This window comes from Streptomyces sp. NPDC046866, assembly GCF_040704625.1.
Taxonomy (GTDB): Bacteria; Actinomycetota; Actinomycetes; order Streptomycetales; family Streptomycetaceae; genus Streptomyces.
On the sequence record NZ_JBEYXN010000003.1, the window covers coordinates 475,066 to 496,764 of the forward strand.

General features: G+C 73.5%; 22 protein-coding genes. 9 read left to right on the forward strand and 13 right to left on the reverse strand.

Features of this window, described 5'->3' with window-relative positions; translation table 11 throughout:
- The first annotated feature begins 28 nt into the window (after positions 1-28).
- Positions 29-1,570, forward strand: coding sequence for a histidine ammonia-lyase (gene hutH, locus AB0953_RS08205; protein WP_366858624.1), 1,542 nt, complete (start codon positions 29-31; stop codon positions 1,568-1,570).
- A gap of 385 nt (positions 1,571-1,955) precedes the next feature.
- On the opposite strand, the gene AB0953_RS08210 is transcribed toward hutH, so the two are convergent.
- Positions 1,956-2,297, reverse strand: a complete 342-nt coding sequence (locus tag AB0953_RS08210) for a hypothetical protein (RefSeq protein WP_366858559.1) — start codon at positions 2,295-2,297, stop codon at positions 1,956-1,958.
- 107 nt (positions 2,298-2,404) lie between these two features.
- Between AB0953_RS08210 and AB0953_RS08215 the strand changes: the two genes are divergently transcribed.
- The 3 genes from AB0953_RS08215 (at position 2,405) to AB0953_RS08225 (ending at position 5,324) form a co-directional block, all read left to right on the forward strand.
- Entirely contained in the window at positions 2,405-2,746 is a 342-nt protein-coding gene (locus AB0953_RS08215) for a hypothetical protein (RefSeq protein WP_366858560.1), read from the forward strand.
- 123 nt (positions 2,747-2,869) lie between these two features.
- The gene (locus AB0953_RS08220) at positions 2,870-4,135 is read left to right on the forward strand and encodes an Ig-like domain-containing protein (protein WP_366858625.1); all 1,266 of its coding nucleotides are present in this window, start codon (positions 2,870-2,872) and stop codon (positions 4,133-4,135) included.
- Positions 4,136-4,322: 187 nt separating this feature from the next.
- Entirely contained in the window at positions 4,323-5,324 is a 1,002-nt protein-coding gene (locus AB0953_RS08225; RefSeq protein ID WP_366858561.1) for a GNAT family N-acetyltransferase, read from the forward strand.
- Here the strand turns inward: AB0953_RS08225 and AB0953_RS08230 are convergent.
- Positions 5,314-6,207, reverse strand: coding sequence for a helix-turn-helix transcriptional regulator (locus AB0953_RS08230; RefSeq protein WP_366858562.1), 894 nt, complete (start codon positions 6,205-6,207; stop codon positions 5,314-5,316). The genes AB0953_RS08225 and AB0953_RS08230 overlap by 11 nt on opposite strands.
- Positions 6,208-6,392: 185 nt before the next feature.
- Between AB0953_RS08230 and AB0953_RS08235 the strand changes: the two genes are divergently transcribed.
- Positions 6,393-7,445 (forward strand): NAD(P)-dependent alcohol dehydrogenase, encoded by a 1,053-nt coding sequence (locus AB0953_RS08235; RefSeq protein ID WP_366858563.1) that lies wholly within the window; start codon positions 6,393-6,395, stop codon positions 7,443-7,445.
- Between the two features lie 282 nt (positions 7,446-7,727).
- Here AB0953_RS08235 and AB0953_RS08240 read toward each other — a convergent pair whose 3' ends face one another.
- The 6 genes from AB0953_RS08240 to AB0953_RS08265 form a co-directional block, all read right to left on the reverse strand.
- Positions 7,728-8,498, reverse strand: coding sequence for a DUF2637 domain-containing protein (locus tag AB0953_RS08240; protein ID WP_366858564.1), 771 nt, complete (start codon positions 8,496-8,498; stop codon positions 7,728-7,730).
- Positions 8,491-8,739: a hypothetical protein gene (locus AB0953_RS08245; RefSeq protein WP_366858565.1), complete on the reverse strand. Its 249-nt coding sequence runs from the start codon at positions 8,737-8,739 to the stop codon at positions 8,491-8,493. Before AB0953_RS08245 ends, AB0953_RS08240 begins: the two co-directional genes overlap by 8 nt.
- Positions 8,740-8,920: 181 nt before the next feature.
- Positions 8,921-9,586, reverse strand: a complete 666-nt coding sequence (msrA, locus tag AB0953_RS08250; protein ID WP_366858566.1) for a peptide-methionine (S)-S-oxide reductase MsrA — start codon at positions 9,584-9,586, stop codon at positions 8,921-8,923.
- 91 nt (positions 9,587-9,677) lie between these two features.
- Complete coding sequence (locus AB0953_RS08255) at positions 9,678-10,838, reverse strand: hypothetical protein (RefSeq protein WP_366858567.1); 1,161 nt, start codon at positions 10,836-10,838, stop codon at positions 9,678-9,680.
- Entirely contained in the window at positions 10,835-12,442 is a 1,608-nt protein-coding gene (locus AB0953_RS08260; RefSeq protein WP_366858568.1) for a M48 family metallopeptidase, read from the reverse strand. The genes AB0953_RS08255 and AB0953_RS08260 overlap by 4 nt, the downstream gene beginning before the upstream one ends.
- A 349-nt stretch (positions 12,443-12,791) precedes the next feature.
- Positions 12,792-13,898, reverse strand: coding sequence for a hypothetical protein (locus AB0953_RS08265; protein WP_366858569.1), 1,107 nt, complete (start codon positions 13,896-13,898; stop codon positions 12,792-12,794).
- A gap of 139 nt (positions 13,899-14,037) precedes the next feature.
- Between AB0953_RS08265 and AB0953_RS08270 the strand changes: the two genes are divergently transcribed.
- Entirely contained in the window at positions 14,038-15,195 is a 1,158-nt protein-coding gene (locus AB0953_RS08270) for a cystathionine gamma-synthase (RefSeq protein WP_366858570.1), read from the forward strand.
- Between the two features lie 69 nt (positions 15,196-15,264).
- On the opposite strand, the gene AB0953_RS08275 is transcribed toward AB0953_RS08270, so the two are convergent.
- The 3 genes from AB0953_RS08275 to AB0953_RS08285 form a co-directional block, all read right to left on the reverse strand.
- On the reverse strand, positions 15,265-15,516 hold the full coding sequence (locus AB0953_RS08275; protein ID WP_366858571.1) for a hypothetical protein: 252 nt from the start codon (positions 15,514-15,516) through the stop codon (positions 15,265-15,267).
- Positions 15,513-16,028 (reverse strand): sigma factor-like helix-turn-helix DNA-binding protein, encoded by a 516-nt coding sequence (locus AB0953_RS08280; protein WP_366858572.1) that lies wholly within the window; start codon positions 16,026-16,028, stop codon positions 15,513-15,515. The genes AB0953_RS08275 and AB0953_RS08280 overlap by 4 nt, the downstream gene beginning before the upstream one ends.
- Positions 16,029-16,109: 81 nt before the next feature.
- The gene (locus AB0953_RS08285) at positions 16,110-16,631 is read right to left on the reverse strand and encodes a MarR family transcriptional regulator (protein ID WP_366858573.1); all 522 of its coding nucleotides are present in this window, start codon (positions 16,629-16,631) and stop codon (positions 16,110-16,112) included.
- Positions 16,632-16,990: 359 nt separating this feature from the next.
- Here AB0953_RS08285 and ilvA point away from each other — a divergent pair, with 359 nt between their 5' ends.
- Complete coding sequence (gene ilvA, locus AB0953_RS08290; RefSeq protein WP_366858574.1) at positions 16,991-18,253, forward strand: threonine ammonia-lyase; 1,263 nt, start codon at positions 16,991-16,993, stop codon at positions 18,251-18,253.
- Positions 18,254-18,343: 90 nt separating this feature from the next.
- Here ilvA and greA read toward each other — a convergent pair whose 3' ends face one another.
- Positions 18,344-18,841, reverse strand: coding sequence for a transcription elongation factor GreA (gene greA, locus AB0953_RS08295; RefSeq protein ID WP_361901718.1), 498 nt, complete (start codon positions 18,839-18,841; stop codon positions 18,344-18,346).
- Between the two features lie 167 nt (positions 18,842-19,008).
- The gene (locus AB0953_RS08300; RefSeq protein ID WP_366858575.1) at positions 19,009-19,422 is read right to left on the reverse strand and encodes a DUF4307 domain-containing protein; all 414 of its coding nucleotides are present in this window, start codon (positions 19,420-19,422) and stop codon (positions 19,009-19,011) included.
- Positions 19,423-19,856: 434 nt separating this feature from the next.
- On the opposite strand from AB0953_RS08300, the gene mca reads away from it, so the two are divergent.
- Both mca and AB0953_RS08310 read left to right on the forward strand, forming a co-directional pair.
- Entirely contained in the window at positions 19,857-20,738 is an 882-nt protein-coding gene (gene mca, locus AB0953_RS08305) for a mycothiol conjugate amidase Mca (protein WP_366858576.1), read from the forward strand.
- A 2-nt stretch (positions 20,739-20,740) separates the two neighbouring features.
- The gene (locus AB0953_RS08310) at positions 20,741-20,962 is read left to right on the forward strand and encodes a hypothetical protein (protein WP_366858577.1); all 222 of its coding nucleotides are present in this window, start codon (positions 20,741-20,743) and stop codon (positions 20,960-20,962) included.
- The last annotated feature ends 737 nt before the right edge of the window (positions 20,963-21,699 follow it).

The following is a 21,699-nucleotide window of genomic DNA, read 5'->3' on the forward strand; positions in this document are numbered from 1 at the left end:
TTCAGTCCGTAGGGTGCTGAATATGGATATGCACACTGTCGTGGTGGGAACGTCCGGGACCACCGCCGAGGACGTCATCGCCGTCGCCCGCGGCAACGCGCGGGTCCAGCTGTCTTCCGAGGCCCTCGACGCCCTCGCCCGCTCCCGCGAGATCGTCGACTCCCTCGCCGCCAAGCCCGAGCCCGTCTACGGAGTGTCCACCGGGTTCGGCGCCCTGGCCTCCCGGCACATCAGCCCCGAGCTGCGCGCGCAGCTCCAGCGCAACATCGTCCGCTCGCACGCCGCCGGCATGGGCCCGCGCGTCGAGCGCGAGGTCGTGCGCGCGCTGATGTTCCTGCGCCTGAAGACCGTCGCCTCCGGCCACACCGGCGTCCGCCCGTCCGTCGCCCAGACCATGGCCGACGTGCTCAACGCGGGCATCACCCCCGTGGTCCACGAGTACGGCTCCCTCGGCTGCTCCGGCGACCTCGCCCCGCTCTCGCACTGCGCGCTCACCCTGATGGGCGAAGGCGACGCCGAGGGCCCCGACGGGGTCGTCCGGCCCGCCGGCGAGCTGCTCGCCGAGGCCGGCATCGAGCCCGTCGAGCTGCGCGAGAAGGAGGGCCTGGCGCTCCTCAACGGCACCGACGGCATGCTCGGCATGCTGGTCATGGCCCTCGCCGACCTCGGCAGGCTGTACACCTCCGCCGACATCACCGCCGCCCTGACGCTGGAGGCCCTGCTCGGCACCGAGAAGGTCCTCGCGCCCGAGCTGCACGCCATCCGCCCCCACCCCGGCCAGGGCGCCTCCGCCGCCAACATGGCCGCCGTCCTGAAGGGCTCCGGGCTCACCGGGCACTTCCAGGAGGAGTCCGCCCCGCGCGTGCAGGACGCCTACTCCGTGCGCTGCGCCCCGCAGGTCGCCGGCGCCGGCCGCGACACCCTCGCGCACGCCGCCCTCGTCGCCTCCCGCGAGCTGGCCTCCGCCGTCGACAACCCGGTCGTCCTGCCCGACGGCCGCGTGGAGTCCAACGGCAACTTCCACGGCGCCCCCGTCGCCTACGTCCTGGACTTCCTCGCCATCGCGGCCGCCGACCTCGGCTCCATCGCCGAGCGGCGCACCGACCGGCTGCTCGACAAGAACCGCAGCCACGGCCTGCCGCCGTTCCTCGCCGAGGACGCCGGCGTGGACTCCGGCCTGATGATCGCCCAGTACACGCAGGCCGCCCTGGTCAGCGAGATGAAGCGGCTCGCCGTCCCGGCCTCCGCCGACTCCATCCCCTCCTCCGCCATGCAGGAGGACCACGTCTCGATGGGCTGGTCGGCCGCGCGCAAGCTCCGCACCGCCATCGACAACCTGACCCGGATCATCGCGATCGAGCTGTACGCGGCCACCCGGGCCATCGAGCTGCGCCACGGCCTCACCGCCGCCCCGGCCAGCCTCGCCGCGATCGCGGGCACCCGGGAGGCCGGCGTGGCGGGCCCCGGCCCGGACCGCTTCCTCGCGCCCGACCTGGCCGCCGCCGACGCCTTCGTCCGCTCGGGCGGGCTGGTCGCCGCCGTCGAGTCCGTGACGGGCCCGCTGGCCTGACCGCCCCGCCGCCGCCCCGCTCCGCGGGGGGACGCGCCACCCAGGGCCGCCGCCGGAAACCTCCCGGTGGCGGCCCTCCGGCGTCCGGGCCGACGCCCCAAGCCACCCGGCTCCGCCGGGCACCGCGCTCCGCCCGGCCCCACGCCTCAAGCGCCGGCGAGGCTGCTGGACGTGCCGGCTCCGGCTTCGGGTGCCTCGCTCAGGCCTTGGTGAAGTCGACGGGGCTGTCTTTCGGAGCGGGGGTGGGCCATTTCAGCCTCGCCGGCGTTCGAGGCGCGGGGTTTGGGGCGGAGCCCCAAGGAACCCGGCCCCGCCGGGCACCGGGCTCGCCCGGCCCCGTGCCTCAAGCGCCGGCGGGGCTGAAGGCGCCGGGCCTCGGCTTTGGTCAGGCGTTGCGGGAGTGGCGGACTGAGAAGGTGACCGAGGCCGCGCCCACGATCAGGCAGGCGGTGCCGGCCAGCAGGTAGGGCGTGGTGTCGACGCCACCGGTGTCCGCGAGGCCGAGCACCGGCTCCTCGGAGGCCGTCCCCTGCCCGCCCGCGGCATCGGCACCGGCATCGGCGGCGCCCGGGCCGTCGGTGTTCGCCGCGGCCGGCGCGGCGCGTCCCGCCTGCCCGGCGGGCGCGCCGCCCTCGGGCGCGGTGGCGTTGGCCGAGGGCACGAACCACAGGGCGGCGAGCAGGGTGGTCGCCCCGAGAGCGGTGAGCAGCGGTCGGCGTGCGGTCACGGTGCGATCCCCCTTGCGGAAGCAGCGAATTGGCCGTGTGCGGTGATGCTACGGAAAGGGGCGGGTCGTGGGAAAGTCGGGGCCGGTTCGGGCTTACTCTCCGTCGTATGAACCCTTCTGACACATCACGATATGTACGGCTCCGGGTCGATTTGGTGCTGGAGGTTCCGGACGCCGAGGCCCTGACCGGCGCCGCCCTCGAGCACATCGACGCCGACGAGTTCATGCCGGACGAGGAGCGCAGCCACGCCGAGGCCGCCGTCCGGGAGGACGAATCGGAAGCCCTCGCGTACCTCGTGGACCCCACCGACCTGGTGGCGGAGATCCCCGGAGTGGAGCTCGTACAGGCCTCCTGGAGCAGCGAGCCCGTCGAATACGACCCCGAGTCGCTGGAGTGGGACCTCGAAGAGGAAGATGGAGGCTTCGACAGGGAGACCGACAACGCCTGACCGTGGGGTTGCCCACATTCAAACGGAATGTGGAACCGACCGGGCCGTCAATGCGTTGACTGGGGCGAGGCAGGGGGCGTTTTCCCCCTGCCCGGGGACGTGCCCCGGGGGGTTCAGGCAATGATGGAGTGGCGTGTGAGGACGGACAGCAAGCGGCGGCGCAGGTCCATGGCGGCCATATCCGCCGTGCTCGGCGGTGTACTGGTGCTCACGGCGTGTAACGGCGGCGGGGACGACAAGGCGAAGGGCGGGGACTCGGGCAAGTCCCAGTCGGACGTCGACGCGGCCGCCGCCAAGGACGCGTCGAAGGCCAAGATAACGATCACGCCGAAGGACGGCGCGACCAACGTGGGCCTCGACTCGACCGCCGTCAGCGTCGCCGAGGGCACCCTCACCGCCGTGGAGCTGAAGACCTCCGAGGGCGCGGCCGTCGCCGGCAAGATTGCCGGCGACGGCAAGAGCTGGAAGCCGGACGCCCCGCTGAAGCGCTCCACGAAGTACGCGCTGGCGGCGACCGCGAAGGACGCGAGCGGCAAGGAGGCCCACGAGAACGCCTCCTTCACCACCGTCTCGCCCGAGAACAGCTTCATCGGCTCCTTCGTGCCGGAGGACGGCCAGACCGTCGGCGTCGGCATGCCGGTCTCGATCACCTTCAACAAGCCGATCAAGGACAAGAAGGCGGTCCAAGCCGCCATCAGCGTCACCTCCAGCTCCGGCCAGGAGGTCGTCGGCCACTGGTTCAACGAGCAGCGGCTCGACTTCCGGCCCGAGCAGTACTGGCAGGCCAACTCCACCGTCACCCTGAAGATGACGCTGGACGGCGTCCAGGGCGCCCCCGGCGTCCAGGGCGTGCAGAACCGCACCGCCACCTTCAAGATCGGCCGCAGCCAGGTCTCCACCGTCGACGCCAAGACGAAGAAGATGACCGTCACGCGCGACGGCCAGGTCATCAAGACCATCCCGATCTCGGCGGGCTCCCCGGCGAACCCGACGTACAACGGCCAGATGGTGATCTCCGAGAAGTTCAAGGAGACCCGGATGGACGGCTCCACCGTCGGCTTCACCGGCAGTGACGGCAAGGGCGAGTACGACATCAAGGACGTCCCGCACGCGATGCGGCTGTCCACCTCCGGCACCTTCATCCACGGCAACTACTGGGGATCGGACTCGATCTTCGGCAGCGTGAACACCAGCCACGGCTGCGTCGGCCTCAACGACGTCAAGGGCGCGGGCGACCCCGACCAGCCCGCGGCCTGGTTCTTCGACAACTCCCTCATCGGCGACGTCGTGACGGTGGTCAACTCCCCGGACAAGACCATCAAGCCCGACAACGGCCTCAACGGCTGGAACATGAGCTGGGCGGAGTGGAAGGCCGGCTCGGCCGCCTGAGCCCCCTCGGCGGGAACCGAAACCACCCCGACCGGATGGCGGGGAGCCCGAGCGGCTCCCCGCCATCCGGCGTTTCGGGGGCCGGCGGACGGGACCGGAAGGCCGGTCGGCCCAGCGCCCGGAGGGCGCGGGCGCAGGGCGGGAAAGTGCCGGGCGCGCGGGGCGCGCCGCGGCTAGGGTCGCGATCATGAAGCGATCGAACAGTCGTCCCGCATCGGTCCGTGCCCTTACCCCGCCCCCCTCCGACACCGAGGCGGACGCCTGGCGGGCCGTCCTGGCCGCCGTCCAGGCAGCCGACCTGCCGCAGCTGCCGGCGCCCTCCCGGGTGGAGGTGGCCGGCCGGATCCAGGTGGCGCCGGCCCGCGGCCGCGCGGCGCTCTGGGCCGCCGGGGACGGCGCGGCCGGGATGCTCGGCGTCGCCGGGCTGCTCCTGTTCAGCGACGAGAAGAACCGGCACACCGCCTTCCTCGACGTCCTGGCCGTACACCCCGAGGCCCGCCGGCAGGGCCTCGGCACGGCCCTGTGGGATCGGGTCCGCGAGGCGCTCCTCGCCGACGGCCGGACCTCGGTCGCCACCGTGGTCGACCTCGGCGGCCCCGGCCAGGCCTTCGCCGAGTCCCTCGGGTTCACCCAGGCCCTGCCGATGGCCTGGTACGTCCAGGACGTGACCACCCGGGAGCGGGAGGGCGGGCAGGTGCCGCAGACGCCCGGCTACACGCTGCTGTGCTGGCCCGGCCTGGTGCCCGACGCCTGGGCCGCGGCCGCCGCCACCGCCCACGGCTCCATGGACGACGCCCCGAGCGGCGACACCGACGAGCAGACCGAGACCTGGACGGCCGGGCGCCTGCACGCCGCCCAGCAGCTCATCCTGGACCGCGGGGGCGCGATCACCACCGTCGCCGCCGTCACCGCGCAGGGCGAGGTCGCCGCGTACACGGAGCTCGTCCTGCCGGACCCCGACGGCCCGCGCGCCCTCCAGTACGACACGGTCGTCGTCCCCGCGCACCGCGGCCGCGGCCTCGGCCGTGCGGTCAAGCTCCGCATGCTCGCCGAGGCGACGGCCCGCCACCCCGGCCTGCGCACCATCGCCACGACCGTCGCCGACGCCAACACCCCGATGCGCACCGTCAACGAGGCGCTCGGCTACCGCCGCGAGCGCGGCGCGGCGGTCTTCCAGCTCACGCTGTAGCCGCCTCGTCCGCCTGCACCCCGCCCGGCGCCCCCGGCGCGGCCGACCACGACGCCAGCAGGCGCAGGGCGTCGGCCGACGGCGAGCCGGGCGTGGGGTGGAAGACGATCAGCCGCTGCTCGCAGTCGTCGGGCAGGGCCAGCGTCTCGAAGGACAGCACCAGTTCGCCGACCAGCGGATGGCGCAGCTGCTTGACCCCGTGCGTCTTGTCCACCACCGTGTGCGCCGCCCACAGCCGGCGGAACTCCTCGCTCTTCACCGACAGCTCGCCGACCAGCGCCGTCAGCTGCTCGTCGTCCGGGTGCCGGCCCGCGTACGTGCGCAGGTTGCTGACCACCTGACAGGCCCGGCACTCCCACTGCGCGTACAGCTCGGCCGTCGCCGGGTCCAGGAACACCTGGCGGACGAGGTTGCGCTCCTGCGGCGGCAGTGCGCCGAAGTCCCCGAACACCGCCGCTGCCAGCCGGTTCCAGCCGATGACGTCCTGCCGGTGCCCCACCAGGTACGCCGGCACGCCGTCCATCGCGTCCATCAGCGTCCGCAGCTCCGGGCGCACCCGCTGCGGACGGTGCGGTCGGTTGCGCTGGCGGCGCGGCCGGGGCCGGGCCAGCTGGCGCAGGTGTGCCGCCTCGGTGGCGTCCAGGCGCAGGGCCCGGGCGATCGCGTCGAGCACCTCGTACGACACGTTCTGCCCGTGCCCCTGTTCGAGGCGGGTGTAGTACGCCACCGACACGCCGGCCAGCTGCGCCAGTTCCTCGCGCCGGAGGCCGGGGACGCGCCGGTGGCGTCCGAGGTCGGGCAGGCCCACGTCCGCGGGGCGCAGCCGCCCCCGGCGGACGCGGAGGAACTCGCCCAGTGCGGCGCGCTGATCAAGCTGGTCCATGCCGCCCAGTATCACCGCAACCCGCCCGCCGGCGGGGGCCCGAGCCTGACCCCGCCAGGGGTAGGAACGCCGGGCGTAGGAACGGCAGGGGGCTGGGTGCCGCCGGCCGCCTCCGGCACCGTGGACACCGCCGCCGGGCAGCAGCCGGCGCCACCGCACCATCCCGCCCGTTCGAGGAGCACACCGTGTCCGTCACCCCCGTCACCGTCGCCGCCTACGCCGCCCCCGCCGCCAAGGCTCCGCTGGAGCGCACCGGCGTCCCGCGCCGCCCGGTCGGCGAGCACGACGTCCTCATCGAGATCAAGTACACGGGCATCTGCCACACCGACATCCACCAGACCCGCGACGGCTGGGGCGAGGGCATCTTCCCGATGGTCCCCGGCCACGAAATAGCCGGTGTCGTCGCCGAGGCCGGCCCCGGCGTCACCCGGTTCGCCGTCGGGGACCGGGTGGGCGTCGGCTGCATGGTCGACACCTGCCGGGAGTGCGCGTACTGCCTGAGCGGCCAGGAGCAGTACTGCGTGCAGGGCATCACCGGCACCTACAACGCCCTCGACCGCAACGGCGAGCCCACGTACGGCGGTTACTCCACCCACATCGTCGTCGACGAGAACTACGTCGTCCGCATCCCCGACGGGCTCGCCCTCGACGAGGCCGCGCCGCTGCTGTGCGCCGGCATCACCCTGTACTCCCCGCTGAAGCACTGGCAGGCCGGCCCCGGCAAGAAGGTCGCGATCGTCGGGCTCGGCGGCCTCGGCCACATCGGCGTGAAGATCGCGCACGCGCTCGGCGCGGAGGTCACCGTGCTCTCGCAGAGCCTGCGCAAGCAGGAGGACGGCCTGCGGCTCGGCGCCGACCACTACCACGCGACCGCCGACCCGAACACCTTCGAGGAACTGGCCGGCACCTTCGACCTGATCGTCTCGACGGTCTCGGCCCCGCTCGGCCTCGACCGGTACCTGGGCCTGCTGAAGGTCGACGGCGCGCTGGTCAACGTCGGCGTGCCGGAGGAGCCGGTCTCCCTGAACCTGTTCTCCGTCGTCCTCGGCCGCAGGACCCTCGCCGGCTCGATGATCGGCGGCATCGCCGAGACCCAGGAGATGCTGGACTTCTGCGCCGAGCACGGCCTGGGCTCGCAGATCGAGGTGATCCGCGCCGAGGAGGTCAACGAGGCGTACGAGCGGGTGCTCGCCGGCGACGTCCGCTACCGCTTCGTCATCGACGCGGCAACGATCTGAGCCGGCCTCGGTGTGCCCGCCGAGGTCCCCGATCCACCACAGCACCCCGTACGTGGCCACCACCGGGCCGAACCGGGCGGCTCGGCCGGCGGTGCCGCGGAAACCCTCCCCGGGCAAGATCATGACCAATAACCGGAACATTGGGCCGTTCGGGTGATCGGCGCCTTGCTAAATGGATCTTGCCTGGGAAAGAATCGCGGACATCGGGGAGATCCCTCCTTGACAGCGCAACTCCCTGACCGGAGCTGCAGGGAGGGATGTCCGGGAGGGTTTTCGGAATCTTCAGAAAGGTCGTCTGCTCCTCGGGATCGGCGGCCTGGTCGCCCGTGGGGCGGAAGGCGGGGCGGAAGGGCCGAAGCGAGGGAGCGAGGTGCGGTGGCGGGCACCGGTCTTCCGGGGCGGTTTGGTCAAAGTGATGAGGCGGACCAGTTGGTGAAGACAGGCGAGTGACGCCATCTGCGGCAATGCGGCGGCGGCCTCGTCGGTGAGGGTTTTGGGGGCCTGCGCCAGACACAGCAGGATCGCGGTGCCCGAGAAGGCGAGCACCACGAGCCAGGAATGAAGTGCCCGGCGCTGGTGAAGGGCGGCCCGCAGGATGGACAGGGAGGCGACGGCCCAGGGGCCGTAGACGAGGAGCGGCCACCAGTCGGCCACGTACGAGGGGGTGCGCAGCTCGGCGACCCGGCGCAGCGGTTCGTAGGCGATGATGCCGCCGAACAGGCTGACCACGGTCACCAGGGTGGCGGCGAGCGTGGCGATGGAGAAGCTCGTGGTGCTCATCCAGTCGACGACCAAGCGCCGTGACCTGCGGCGCCGGCGGGACGGGAGCCCGTCGGGGTGCAGGGCGTAGGGGTTCGGCGGCTGCCGGACCGGCGGGCTCTCGTACGGGGCCGCCATGGTCTCCTGGAGCAGGAAGCCCAGTTCTTCCGTCGGGTCGGGCGACATCTGCCCCGTGGTGTGCCACGCCTGGGTGTGTGTGGCCGCGTAGAAGTCTTCGGGTCCTTCCGGGCTCTGGGGGCTTTCGAAGGGGCTGCCGCTGAGGAAGTCACGCATTCCTTCGAAGCCCCACCCCGGCGTGATTCGCCTCCGATGTCTGGGCGATTCCGTTCCAGCAGCGCCAGAAGTCGTACTCGATCCGGTCCATCGCCTCCGTGAATTGCCTCAGGGCGCTGGAGGTGGATTCGGGCCATTCGAGGAGGGTGGCGTCATTTTCGTTCCGCGGTCCGCCGTTGCGGTCGGTGACCGGAACGGCGGGCGAGTCGGCGTGGGCGTCTGCGGCGATCCTGTCCGTCATATGCCAGATAACGTCGCCAACGGCGGCCGGGTGTGCGGCATACGGGTGAGGTCGATGCTCCGATCAGGGGATCCTGCGGAATTAAATCTGCTCTACAGACACCGACCGTCGACAATCCCCGGCAAATCCCCCCTCCGTTTATCATCTTCTCCGTTCTGCCCGGAAGCCGGGGCGGGGCGGCTCAGGAGTCCGCGCGGGCCACGCCGACGGGGCAGGAGACCCCCGTGCCGCCGATGCCGCAGTACCCGGCCGGGTTCTTGTCCAGGTACTGCTGGTGGTAGGCCTCGGCGGGCCAGAAGGGGCGCTCCGCGGCCGGGAGGACGGCCGTGGTGATCGGGCCGTAGCCCGAGGAGGTCAGGACCTGCTGGTAGGCCTCGCGGGACGCCTCGGCCGCGGCCTGCTGGGCGGCGGAGTGGGTGTAGACCGCCGAGCGGTACTGGGTGCCCACGTCGTTGCCCTGGCGGAAGCCCTGGGTCGGGTCGTGGGACTCCCAGAAGAGCTTCAGCAGCGTGCCGTACGAGACCTGCGCCGGGTCGAAGACCACGCGGACGACCTCCGTGTGGCCGGTCAGGCCCGAGCAGACCTCCTCGTACGTCGGGTTCTCGGTGTGGCCGCCCTGGTAGCCGACCAGCGTCGTCCACACCCCCGGCGTCTGCCAGAACTTCCGCTCCGCACCCCAGAAGCAGCCCAGCCCGAAGTCCGCCACCTCCAGGTGCTCCGGGTAGGGGCCGGCCAAGGGGTTGCCGAGGACCGTGTGCGCGGGCGGCAGGGAGAACAGGGGCTCCGGGCGGCCCTTCAGGGCCTCCTCGGCGGTGGGCAGCTCGGGCGTGCGGCGGAACGGGAACATGTATCGATCGCCTCCTTGGGTAGGAGGGATAACGGATCGGGGCGGGCGCGGATTCCCGCCCGCGCCCCCCGCCCCGCCCGCCGGAGCGCCGCTACCGGGCCTGCACCGTCACGCGGACCGCCCAGTCGCGCGCGTAGAGGTACCGCTGCTGCGGCCGCCCCGCGTACGACCACGGCATCGCGCCGATGTACCCGTCGATGTGGCGGAACTGCTCGACCGCCTCCGCGTCCCGGTCCTGCCAGAACAGCATCCACGCCAGCATGTGCCGCAGCCGGACCGCCCGCCGGTCGTCCGGCGCGGCCGCGGCCAGGTCGGCGAGGGCCGCGTCCACGGCCGCGACGACCTCCGGCTCCTTGTAGTACTCCTCCGCCCGCAGCTCCTCCACCCACGCCTCGTTCTCGAAGTACGCGATCAGCGGCAGGACGGACAGCAGCTCGCCCGGCTCCGCACCGTCGGCCGCCGCGCGGGCGAAGCCCAGGGCCAGCTCGTGCGAGCCGCGCCACTTCGCGGCCCAGTACTGCATCGCGCCGGTGTGCGCGCACAGCAGCTTCGGGGCGCGCCCGGTGATCTGCGCCCACAGCTGCCCGTACTGCTCGTGCGGGTAGCCCAGCCCCATGGCGATGGGCTGCTCGACCATGTACGGCACCGGGTCCGCCGGGTCGGCGAGCTCCTGGGCGCGCTGCGCGGTGCGGCGCGCGGTGAGCAGCAGGTCGTGGAAGAGCCGGAACTGCTCCTGCGTGGTGCGGGCCCCGGACTGGCTGCCGCGCACGTTCCACGCCACCAGGACCGCGGTGTCGGCGTCGACGAGCGCCGCGGTCGGATCGCCCGGCCGGGCCGCCTTCCAGGCCAGCAGCCACGCGTCGTCCTCGGCCGCCGCCTCGGCGAGGTCGCGGACCCGCGACCAGCGCTCCTCCCAGTCCCGGCCGGCGCCGGCGATCCAGTCGGCGCCCGCCTCCCAGTCGCCGGCCCGGACGGCCGCGAGCGCGGCCTGCTGCTCCGGCCGTACGGGCTGGTCGTGCTCGGTGTCGAGGTCGGCCTCCGCGACGAAGCCGAGCGCGACGACCGCGGCGGCCTTCTCGGCCCTGGTCTGCTCCTCCAGGGCGGCCGTGCGCGCCTTGGTGGCCGCCGTCTCGGCCTCCAGGGCGTCCGAGGCGGCGTTCAGCCTGCGCGCCTTGCGGACGAAGTACAGGCCGCGCAGCAGCTTCCAGGCGCCCGCGAGCAGCAGGACGCCGAAGACGAGGAGACCGATCACGAGGCGAGCACCAGCTTCCGCAGCGGCTCGGTGTCGCACTGGTCGGCGGTGGCCGCCTCCAGCGCGGACCGCAGCTGCTCCTCGAAGTCGTCGCAGGGGTAGCGCAGGGCCGCGGAGTCCGACCAGGACAGCTCCCAGCGGGCGCTGTCGCGGGCCGTGAGCTCGACGGTGACCAGCTGGTTCAGGGCCCGCCGGACCACGGGCCGGGCGAACTCCCGGGCGGTGCGGCCGGTGGCCGCGGCCGCCTCCTCGGACTTCGGGAAGCGGTCGGCGAGGCGCCAGCGCAGCGCCGGGTCGGCGTCGATGGCGTCCAGGACGGCTCCCAGGCCGCGGGCGGGGTCGGCGCCCTCGGCGGTGAAGGCAGCGCGGATCTCCTCGGAGCCCTGGGAGACGTACCGGGTCATGCTCAGGTGGACGAGCTCGGGCCAGTCCACCCGTGTCAGGGCGAGCGCCTGCGGGGTGAGCACCGCCTGCTCCAGCGCGGCCTGCGCGGCCTCGGGCGCCGACAGCAGCGCCAGCGCCGGGCGGGCGGCCTGCGCGCCGCGGCCGTCGTCGGGCAGGGCCTCGATGCGGGCGACGCGCTCGGCCAGCGCGGGATGGGAGTCGTACGGCTCGGTGGGCTCGGTCGGCAGGTCGCGGCGCAGCTCGTCCAGCTCGGCGCGGCGGGCCTCCAGGAGGCGGCGCAGCCCGCCGAAGACCTCGCCGGGCGGGGGCAGCAGCTCGGCGCCGACGCCGAGGGTGGCGTAGGCGTCCATGTAGAACTCGTGGGCCGGGCCGAGCGCGTTCAGCTCGCGCAGTGCGGAGGCGGCGGAGTCCCGGCCGGCGACGCGCACGGAGGCCAGGTCGGCGGCGAGCTCCTGGCGGCGGGCGGAGGAGAGGGTGGCGCGCTGGTAGAAGTTGCCGTACGCCACGTAGATCTTCGCCATCGCCCGGTACATGGCGCCCTGGCCGGCGGTGTCGACCTTCTGGGCGGTCTTGCCCTTGGCGAGGCGCTGGGCGGCCTTCTTCTCCTGCCGGGCGCGCTCCTTGGCCACCTTGGCGTCGGCGCGGTCGTGGAAGTGGCGGATGGTGCGGATGAGCTGGGCGCGGCCTCGGGCGATCAGCGGGGTGAGGCGGGTGTCGAGGTTGGCGTAGTGGCCCATCTCGTGGGCGAGCACGGCGCGCAGCTGCATCTCGTCGAAGCCGGTCATCAAGGGCAGGCCGATGTAGAGGCGGCGGGTGCCGGGGAGCAGGCCGAGCAGCCGGGCGTCCTCGCTGACGGCCGCGTTCACGTCGGCGATCAGGACGATCTCGTCGGGGACGCGGGTTCCGACCTGGGCGGCGACCTCGCGGACGGCCTGCCACAGGGCGGGCTCCTGCGCCTCGGTGACCGGCACGCCGGGGACCGGCTCGCCCTTGGGGGTGCGCAGCATGAACATGCCGCGGACGATCGGGACGGCGAGCACGACGGTGACGGCGATGAGCTTGGCGGCGGCGAAGCCGTGGGCGCCGGCGGCGATGATGCCGATGTCGGCGGCCGCCAGGAGGGCGAGCAGGACGACGCCGAGCAGGTAGAAGCCTGCGAGCAGGACGAGGGCGCGCAGCGCGCGCAGTGAAGCGCCCATGTAGGACAGATCCCCCCGGGGATGACGGTGGTGCGGGTGCAGAGATCGGGGCGCGGGCGGCCGGTGTGCCGACCGGGCCGGCGGCGGCCCCGGCCGGGCCGGCATACCGGCCGGCCGAACGGCCACCGGGGGATCATGCGCTGTCATGCTCACGTACGGCAACCACATGCGGTGGACCTGGCGCGATCCGCCCCCGCTGGGGTCCCCCCAGCGCCTCAAACGCCGGCGGGGCTGATTTCAGCCCCGCCGGCGTTTGAGGCGAACCAGGTCCGGGGCGGAGCCGGTTTCGGGAAGGGGCGGGGTGGGGAAATCGCTCCGCGCAGCGGGCGGCGGCCCGGCGCGGCGGGGGTCAGTTCGGGAGGGTGGCCGGGGAGCCGCCGTTCGCTTCGTAGCCGGCCACCGCGAGCGCGCGGTAGACCGCGTACTCGGCCGCCGGATCCTCGGCGGTGGACCACGGCAGGGCCCCGACACAGCCGTCCACGTGCCGGACCTGCTCCATCGCCTCGGCCCACCGCTGCATCCCCACCAGGAACCACAGCAGCAGGTGCCGCACGTGGGCCAGCATCGGGTCGTCGTGCCGGGCCGTGCGCACGGCGTACATGGCGCCCTGCACCGCCCGCGTCACCACCGCGCTCTCCCAGAAGTTGGTCAGGACCACCTCCGGGATGTGCGCGTACACCGCGAACAGCGGCAGCGCCGCCAGCAGCGAGCCCTGCGGGGCCCGGGCCGCCGCCGCGTGCGCGAACGCGTCGGCCTTCTCCCGCGAGCCGTGCCAGGACTCGCACCAGTAGTGCAGCGCCGCCAGGTGCGCGCCCATGTGGTTCGGGGCGACGTCGATGACCTTGGCCCACAGCTCGTCGAACTCGGCCTCCGGGTAGGCCAGACCCCGCGCCACGGCCAGCTCCGTGATGTACGGGACCGGGTCGCCCGGCGCCAGCAGCGCCGCCCTGCGGCAGGCCTCGCGGGCCTCCTCCAGGATGATCCGGTGGTCCTCGGAGCCCACGCCGCCCGACTGCCGCCACGCCTGCTGCACGAGCAGCTCCGCGTGCACCTGCGCCCCGCCCGCGTCCTTGCCGGCCTCCAGCCGCCAGGCCTTCAGCCACGGCGCGCCCACCCCGGGCCGCTGCACCAGCTCCAGCGCCGCGGCCCCGCCGAAGGCCTGGACCCGCTGCCAGCGCAGCTCGCCCTCCTTGGAGGTGCCGGCCAGCAGCTGCGAGGCGGCCTGCCACCGCCCGCTGCCCTGCACGGCGGTGAGGGCGTCCATCAGGTCCTGGTCGGGGCCGGGAACCCGGATGTCGAGCTCCTCCTGCAGGGCGAATCCGTACGCCGCCGGGTCGGCGGCGTCGGGGCTGCCGGGGGCGACGAGGCGGATGCCGCTGCCGCGCCGGCGCCGTATCAGCGGGCCGAGGGCGGCCACGAGCAGGCCCATCGCGATCAGGAACCAGAGAATCTCCATGTCCACAAGCGAACCAGACGCACCCGCGCAAAGGCCAATGGCCGTCCGCCGGGCGCCCGCAGGGCGCCGGCACGGGCGACCTGAGGGTACGGAGCAGGGACGCGGTGGCGTTCGGGCCCGGTGGGCATAGGCTCTGCCCATGAGCGACGACAGCCACGAGCACCAGAGCTTCGAGACCCGCGCGATCCACGCGGGCAACACCGCGGACCCGCTGACCGGCGCGGTCGTGCCCCCGATCTACCAGGTGTCCACGTACAAGCAGGACGGGGTCGGCGGACTGCGCGGCGGCTACGAGTACAGCCGCAGCGCCAATCCGACCCGCACCGCCCTGGAGGAGAACCTCGCGGCGCTGGAGGGCGGCCGCCGGGGCCTGGCCTTCGCGTCGGGGCTCGCGGCCGAGGACTGCCTGCTGCGCACGCTGCTCGCCCCGGGCGACCACGTGGTCATCCCGAACGACGCCTACGGCGGCACCTTCCGCCTCTTCGCGAAGGTCGTCTCCCGCTGGGGCGTGGAGTGGTCGGTGGCCGACACCTCCGACCCGGAGTCGGTGCGCGCCGCGCTGACCCCGAAGACGAAGGCCATCTGGGTCGAGACCCCCTCCAACCCGCTGCTCGGCATCACCGACATCGCCGTCGTCGCCGACATCGCGCGCACCGCCGGCGCCAAGCTGGTCGTGGACAACACCTTCGCCTCGCCCTACCTCCAGCAGCCGCTGGCCCTGGGCGCGGACGTCGTCGTGCACTCCCTGACCAAGTACATGGGCGGCCACTCCGACGTCGTCGGCGGCGCCCTGGTCACGGCCGACGCCGCGCTGGGCGAGGAGCTGGCCTACCACCAGAACGCGATGGGCGCGGTGGCCGGCCCGTTCGACTCCTGGATCGTGCTGCGCGGCATCAAGACCCTGGCCGTCCGCATGGACCGGCACGCGGAGAACGCCGCGAAGGTCGCCGAGATGCTGACCCGCCACCCCAAGGTGCACAAGGTCCTCTACCCGGGCCTGGCCGAGCACCCGGGCCACGAGATCGCCGCCAAGCAGATGCGCAACTTCGGCGGCATGATCTCCTTCCAGGTCACCGGCGGCGAGCAGGCGGCGGTCGAGGTCTGCAACCGCGCCAGGCTGTTCACCCTGGGCGAGTCCCTGGGCGGCGTGGAGTCGCTGATCGAGCACCCGGGCCGCATGACGCACGCCTCGGTGGCCGGCTCGGCCCTGGAGGTCCCCGCGGACCTGGTCCGTCTCTCCGTCGGCATCGAGAACGCCGACGACCTGCTGGCCGACCTCACCCAGGCCCTCGGCTAGCCGCAGCCCCTCGGCGACGGAAGCCCGCGGACGCGAGCCCGCTTGCGGGACCGGCCGCCGGGCGGGGACCTACCAGCCCTCCAGGGGCGGGGAGACCTCGCTCGGCGGCACCTCCCACGGGCGGGTCAGCGAGGCCCACACCGCGAAGGCCACCGCGGCCGCCCACAGCAGCGCCCACCCGGCCCGGCGCAGCGCCCGCCGGCGGCGCAGCAGCCGCGCCCCGCGGGCCGCGGCGGCCGCCGCCAGCCCGGCCGGGACCACCGGGTGCGGGCCCTCCATCAGCCGCCGGACCCGGTCCTCCTTGCGGTCGGGGACGCTCATGCGGCGTCCCGGGTGCGCATCGCGTCCACCGCCCGGGCGCACAGCTGCCGCACCCGCTCGACCGGCAGCCCCAGCTGTGCGGCCGCGACTTCCTCGGCGACGCCCTCGTACACGCACAGCACCAGCACCAGCCGCTCCGGCGGGCCGAGCCGGGCGAGGACCCCGCGCCCGCCGTGGTGGCGCCGGGCCGTGCGGGCGAAGGCGGCGCACAGTTCCTGGCGGGTGTGGTCGTAGGGGTCGTCGCCGCGCAGCCTGTGCCAGTTCGCGTACGTACGGGCCAGCGCGCCGGCCAGCAGCCGACGGGCGGCCGGGCAGTCGGCTTCGGCGCCCCCGTCCGGATCGGCCCCCGCACCCGCACCCGCATCCGCACGCGCACCCGTGCCGGTACCCGTACCCGTACCCGCACCCGGCCCGTCCTCGGCCGTCAGCAGGACCGCGACGTGCAGGAGCCGCCCCGCCGCGCCCGCGACGAAGGCCTCGAACTCGGCGTAGGGCCCCGCTCGGTGGTCCACAGGCCACATAGTGCGGCCAGGGGGACCGCCCCGGTCAAGGGGTCGGACGGCACCGGGCCCGCCCGCCGTCCCCCGGTCCGCTCAGGAGGCGGGACCCGCCTCGGCGACGGTGCCCATCAGCTCCGACAGGGAGCTGTTGAACCGGGTCAGCAGCCCGGTGAACGACTCGCGCTCCCCCTCGCTCCAGCCCTCGGTGACCCGGGCCATCAGCTCGCGCCGCGAGAGCCGGACCTCCTCCAGCCGGGCCAGCCCCCGCGGGGACAGCGCCAGCACCACGGCCCGCCCGTCCTCCGGGTGCGAGGTCCGCTTGACCAGGCCGGTGTCGACGAGCGGCGCGACCTGCCGGGTCACGGTGGAGGAGTCGATGCCCATGCCGCAGGCGAGGGCCTTGACGCCCATCGGGCCTTCCAGGTCGAGCCGGTTCAGCAGCAGGTACGCGGCGCGGTCCATCGAGTTGCGGGCCTGGCCGACCCCGCCCAGGCGGGTCTGCTCGGCGCGGCGCGCGAAAACGGCCACCTGGTGCTGGAGCGCGTCCAGGAGACCGGCTTCGGCAGGCGCCTCGGCCGCCGTGGGCAGGTCGGAATTGGCCGGGTTGGAAGGCATGGCCGTGAGCTCTCTTCGCGTGGGGCCGACAGGGATTGGGGGACAGAGTACGCGGCCCCGACCCGGCTCGTACGCCGCGTAGGAGAACTGATACAACCGGTACGGATCTGCCGCGGACCCGGTCCGTACCAAGCTCCCGGGACCGTCCCGGATGGCGGGATTTCGCCCCTCCCGAACCTCTTCCCGAACCTCCGCCCGGCCTTGTTCCCCCTGACGTTCCCTGACTTCCTCCCGGACCCCGCGGACCCTCTCCCGGACCCCTCCCGGACCGACCGCAGGCTCGCGGAGCCGTCATGCGGGCGGGGCCGGCGGGTCGCGCGGCGTGCCCCGCGCCGCGTGCGGCCTGCGAGACTGGCGGCATGAACTACCGCGTGCCGCAGCCCGTTCCGCAGGTCATCCTCGACGACGTCCGGGGAGCCCAGAAGATGCTGTCGGGCGTCTCCCGGGTGACCCCGATGGAAGGCAGCAGGCACCTCTCCGCCCTGGTCGGATCCCCGGTCCACCTCAAGTGCGAGAACCTCCAGCGCACCGGCTCCTTCAAGCTGCGCGGCGCCTACGTGCGCATCGCCGGCCTGCGCCCCGAGCAGCGGGCCGCCGGCGTCGTCGCCGCCAGCGCCGGCAACCACGCGCAGGGCGTGGCCCTGGCCTCCTCCCTGCTCGGCGTGCACTCCACCGTGTTCATGCCGGTCGGAGCACCGCTGCCGAAGGTCGCGGCCACCCAGGAGTACGGGGCCGACGTACGGCTGCACGGCCAGGTCGTCGACGAGACCCTCGCCGCGGCCCAGGAGTACGCGGACCGCACCGGCGCGGTGTTCATCCACCCCTTCGACCACCGCGACATCATCGCCGGCCAGGGCACGGTGGGCCTGGAGATCCTGGAGCAGTGCCCGGAGGTGCGCACCATCCTCGTCGGGATCGGCGGCGGCGGCCTCGCCGCGGGCATCGCCACCGCCGTGAAGGCGCTGCGCCCCGACGTGCAGGTGGTCGGCGTGCAGGCGGCGGGCGCGGCCGCGTACCCGCCCTCCCTCAAGGCCGGCCACCCGGTCTCGATCGACGCCCCCGCCACCATGGCGGACGGCATCCGCGTCGGCCGCCCCGGCGACGTCCCCTTCCAGATCATCGGCGAGCTCGTCGACGACGTCCGCACCGTCTCCGAGGACGCGCTCTCCAGCGCCCTGCTGCTGTGCCTGGAGCGCGCCAAGCTGGTCGTGGAGCCGGCCGGCGCCAGCACCGTGGCCGCCCTGCTGAGCGAGCCCGGCCGCTACGGCGGCGGCCCGGTCGTCGCCGTCCTGTCCGGCGGGAACGTCGACCCGCTGCTGCTCCAGCGGATCCTGCGCCACGGCATGGCCGCGGCCGGCCGCTACCTGTCGCTGCGGCTGCGCGTGGCGGACCGGCCGGGGGCGCTGGCGGGGCTGCTGGGCGTGCTGTCGGTGGTCGACGCGAACGTGCTGGACGTGAGCCACGTACGGACCGACCCGCGCCTCGGCCTGACCGAGGTCGAGGTGGAACTGCACCTGGAGACCAAGGGCCGCGAGCACTGCACGGAGGTCGCCCGCGCCCTGCACGCCGCCGGCTACACGGTCATGGGCGGCCAGGACGGGCGGGACGGACCGCGGCAGTAGGGGAGGGCCGTGGCAGTAACGGCGGAAGCCCCCTCCGGATCGCTCCGGAGGGGGCTGGGGCCCGTGTTCAGGGGTGGCCGGCGGGGGTGATCAGCCGGTGAAGGGCTTGACGTCGAGGATCCGGACCGAGGCCTTCTTGCCGTTCGGCAGCTCGTACTCGGCGTCCTCGCCGATCTTCTTGCCCATCACGCCCGAGCCCAGCGGGGACTGCGGGGAGTAGGTCTCGAAGTCCGCCGAGGCGTACTCGCGGGAGGCGAGCAGGAAGGACATCGTGTCGTCCTCGTCGCCGTCGAAGGCGATCGTGACGACCGTGCCCGGCGCGACCTCGCCGTCGGCCGCGGGGGCGGTGCCGACCTTGGCGTTCTCCAGCAGCTGCGTCAGCTGGCGGACGCGCAGCTCCTGCTTGCCCTGCTCCTCCTTGGCCGCGTGGTAACCGCCGTTCTCGCGCAGGTCGCCCTCCTCGCGGGCGGCTGCGATCTTCGTGGCGATCTCCGTGCGTGCGGGACCAGAGAGGTAGTCCAGCTCGGCCTTCAGCTGGTCGTACGCCGCCTGGGTCAGCCAGGTGACGCTCTCGCTCGTCTGGGTCACGGGTGCTCCTCGTCGGTACAGGGGACTACTTGGCCGCCGGTGGCGGGCGAAACCACGAGCCTAACAATTCGGGAAGAAAAGGGGGAGGACACCATGTGTATGAAGTGTGTCATCGGGCCCGTGAGCAGGAAAGGGACCAGATTGTCGGCCGGGGTGTCGGCCCCGGCTCAGCCCGCCGAGCCGGCGGGCTGGCAGCCGACCAGCTCGATCATCGTCGCGCGTCCGGTCGTCTTCAACGACACCATCTCATCCACGCGCGAGCTGCGCTGCGCGAAGGTGAAGTCGGCCCGGCCCACCTCGGCGTGGTCGCGGTCCTGGGAGATCAGGGTGCAGACCCCGGTCACCCCGGCCTCCTTGCGGACCTCCAGGTGCACCTTCACCTCGGCGTCCGAGACCACCTGGAACTTGATCACCTCGGCGCTGACGCTCTGGCCTGCGACGTAGTCCCAGCCGATCCAGCCGACCACGGCCAGCAGGCCGACGCCGAGCACCGAGCCGACGATCTTCAGCCTGCGGTCCGCGCGCGCGTCCGCCGACCGGCCGTACCGGCCCTCGGGCAGTCCCTCGCGCACCGTGCTCATGATCGTTCCTTCCGGGAGGGCCGGGGTCGTCGTCCCCGATCCGGTCGCCTGCTCACTGGAGCATGCCATGGCCCCCGGGCCGGCCGGCAATCGGACCGCCCCGGCCACCCTCGGTCACCCGTTCCGGTGGGCCGGTGGGCTCTCCACAGGCCGAGGCGGCGTTCGGCCCATTTTGGGGTCATGGCGCCATGGACCGAAGCCGGAGAGCCGGGGCACACCCGAGCCGTCCCGCCGAGGGACGAGGACTGCGCACGCCTGATGCTCGTCCGGGCTGGTCTCCACCCGGTGGGTGATGATCGCGGAAGACCAGGCAGCCCGTAGGGCCGTGTGGCAGCGTGAGCCAGGAATCCCCCCTCGTCGTCGGTTGTTGGGGGGAGGAGTCAATATAGAAGCCCGTCCGCCTACTCGTGTGGCATATCAAAGAGGATCCTGTCTTGACCGAGCAGCTTCGACTGATGGCCGTCCACGCCCACCCCGACGACGAGTCGAGCAAGGGCGCGGCCACCATGGCCAAGTACGTGTCCGAGGGGGTGCCCGTCCTGGTGGTGACCTGCACCGGCGGCGAGCGGGGCTCGATCCTCAACCCCAAGCTCCAGGGTGACAAGTACATCGAGGAGAACATCCACGAGGTCCGCGCCAAGGAGATGGACGAGGCGCGCCAGATCCTCGGCATCGAGCAGGAGTGGCTCGGCTACGTCGACTCCGGCCTGCCCGAGGGCGACCCGCTGCCCCCGCTGCCGGAGGGCTGCTTCGCGCTGGAGGACGTCGACGAGGCGGCCGGCCGCCTGGTGAAGAAGATCCGCGCCTTCCGGCCGCAGGTCATCACCACGTACGACGAGAACGGCGGGTACCCGCACCCCGACCACATCATGACCCACAAGATCACGATGGTGGCCTTCGACGGTGCGGCCGACACCGAGAAGTACCCGGAGGCCGAGTTCGGCCCGGCGTACCAGCCGCAGAAGCTCTACTACAACCAGGGCTTCAACAAGCCGCGCACCCTCGCCCTGCACGAGGCGCTGCTCTCGCGCGGCATGGAGTCCCCCTACGGGGAGTGGCTGGAGCGGTGGAAGGAGTTCGAGCGCACCGAGCGGACCCTGACCACGCACGTCCCGTGCGCCGACTTCTTCGAGATCCGGGACAAGGCGCTGATCGCGCACCGTACGCAGATCGACCCGGACGGGGGCTGGTTCCGCGTTCCGATGGAGATCCAGAAGGAGGTCTGGCCGACGGAGGAGTACGAGCTCGCCAAGTCGCTCGTCGACACCTCCCTCCCCGAGTCCGACCTCTTTGCGGGCATCCGGGAGAATGCGTAGCCATGAGCGCTACTCATGCAGCACTGGTCCAGTTCCTGCCGTTGGCGGGTGACACCTTCGACAAGAACAAGGTGACGCCCGGACTGCTGGGGTTCATCGTGTTCGCGGCCCTCGCCCTTGGGGTGTGGGGCCTGATGAAGTCGATGAGCCGGCACATGGGCCGGGTCGACTTCGAGGAGGCCCCGGAGCCGGCCCCCGCGGCGGACCCGGCCACCAGGGCCTGACCGGAGCGTCCCCGGCCCCGACCCGCCGACCGGCCCCCGCCGGGCGGCCCCCCGGCATACCCCGGCCCGGCCTGGTCCGGCCCTGCGTCCCGGCCCTGGCTTGGCCCGGCCCTGCTTCCCGGCCCTGCCTTGGCCTGGCCCGGCCTCCCGGCCCGGGCCCGGCCTGGCCCTGGCCCCGGCTTGGCTCGGGCGCCCCGGCTCGGCCCGGGCCCGGCCGGGCCTTGGCCCGCGGAGCCGCCGGGCTCGTTATGCCCCGGCCCGGGGTCCGGGCAGGGCCGCCGCTGCGCGGGGCCTTCCCCCACCCCGCCCCTTCCCGAAACGCCTCAGTCGCCGGCGCGGCTCAAAGATCGGGGGCTCCGCCCCCGGACCCTTCCCCAGCTACCGCTGGGGGTACCCCCAGCGCCTCAAACGCCGGCGGGGCTGGATTGTCCGCCGGGCGGGGCCGGAATTGCCGCGCAGCGGCCCCATCCACCCCGTGGTGCGGCACATCCAGCGGCCCGTGGGGCGGCACCAACCAGCAGCCCGGAGGGCGGCACCGTCCAGCCCGCGCAGCGGCACCATCCATCCCGCGCGGTGGCACCGTCCAGCCCGGGCGGCACCGTCCAGCCCGCGCGGTGGCACCGTCCAGCCCGTGGGGCGGCACCGTCCAGCCCGGGCGGCACCGTCCAGCCCGTGCGGCGGCACCATCCATCCCGCGCGGTGGCACCGTCCAGCCCGTGGGGCGGCACCGTCCAGCC

Coding starts and splice junctions, on each gene's coding strand:
- hutH (WP_366858624.1), top strand. CDS start 29: ATGCACACTGTCGTGGTGGGAACGTCCGGGACCACCGCCGAGGACGTC.
- AB0953_RS08215 (WP_366858560.1), top strand. CDS start 2,405: ATGAACCCTTCTGACACATCACGATATGTACGGCTCCGGGTCGATTTG.
- AB0953_RS08220 (WP_366858625.1), top strand. CDS start 2,870: ATGGAGTGGCGTGTGAGGACGGACAGCAAGCGGCGGCGCAGGTCCATG.
- AB0953_RS08225 (WP_366858561.1), top strand. CDS start 4,323: ATGAAGCGATCGAACAGTCGTCCCGCATCGGTCCGTGCCCTTACCCCG.
- AB0953_RS08230 (WP_366858562.1), bottom strand. CDS start 6,207: ATGGACCAGCTTGATCAGCGCGCCGCACTGGGCGAGTTCCTCCGCGTC.
- AB0953_RS08240 (WP_366858564.1), bottom strand. CDS start 8,498: ATGCGTGACTTCCTCAGCGGCAGCCCCTTCGAAAGCCCCCAGAGCCCG.
- AB0953_RS08245 (WP_366858565.1), bottom strand. CDS start 8,739: ATGACGGACAGGATCGCCGCAGACGCCCACGCCGACTCGCCCGCCGTT.
- msrA (WP_366858566.1), bottom strand. CDS start 9,586: ATGTTCCCGTTCCGCCGCACGCCCGAGCTGCCCACCGCCGAGGAGGCC.
- AB0953_RS08260 (WP_366858568.1), bottom strand. CDS start 12,442: ATGGGCGCTTCACTGCGCGCGCTGCGCGCCCTCGTCCTGCTCGCAGGC.
- AB0953_RS08265 (WP_366858569.1), bottom strand. CDS start 13,898: ATGGAGATTCTCTGGTTCCTGATCGCGATGGGCCTGCTCGTGGCCGCC.
- AB0953_RS08270 (WP_366858570.1), top strand. CDS start 14,038: ATGAGCGACGACAGCCACGAGCACCAGAGCTTCGAGACCCGCGCGATC.
- AB0953_RS08275 (WP_366858571.1), bottom strand. CDS start 15,516: ATGAGCGTCCCCGACCGCAAGGAGGACCGGGTCCGGCGGCTGATGGAG.
- AB0953_RS08285 (WP_366858573.1), bottom strand. CDS start 16,631: ATGCCTTCCAACCCGGCCAATTCCGACCTGCCCACGGCGGCCGAGGCG.
- ilvA (WP_366858574.1), top strand. CDS start 16,991: ATGAACTACCGCGTGCCGCAGCCCGTTCCGCAGGTCATCCTCGACGAC.
- AB0953_RS08300 (WP_366858575.1), bottom strand. CDS start 19,422: ATGAGCACGGTGCGCGAGGGACTGCCCGAGGGCCGGTACGGCCGGTCG.
- AB0953_RS08310 (WP_366858577.1), top strand. CDS start 20,741: ATGAGCGCTACTCATGCAGCACTGGTCCAGTTCCTGCCGTTGGCGGGT.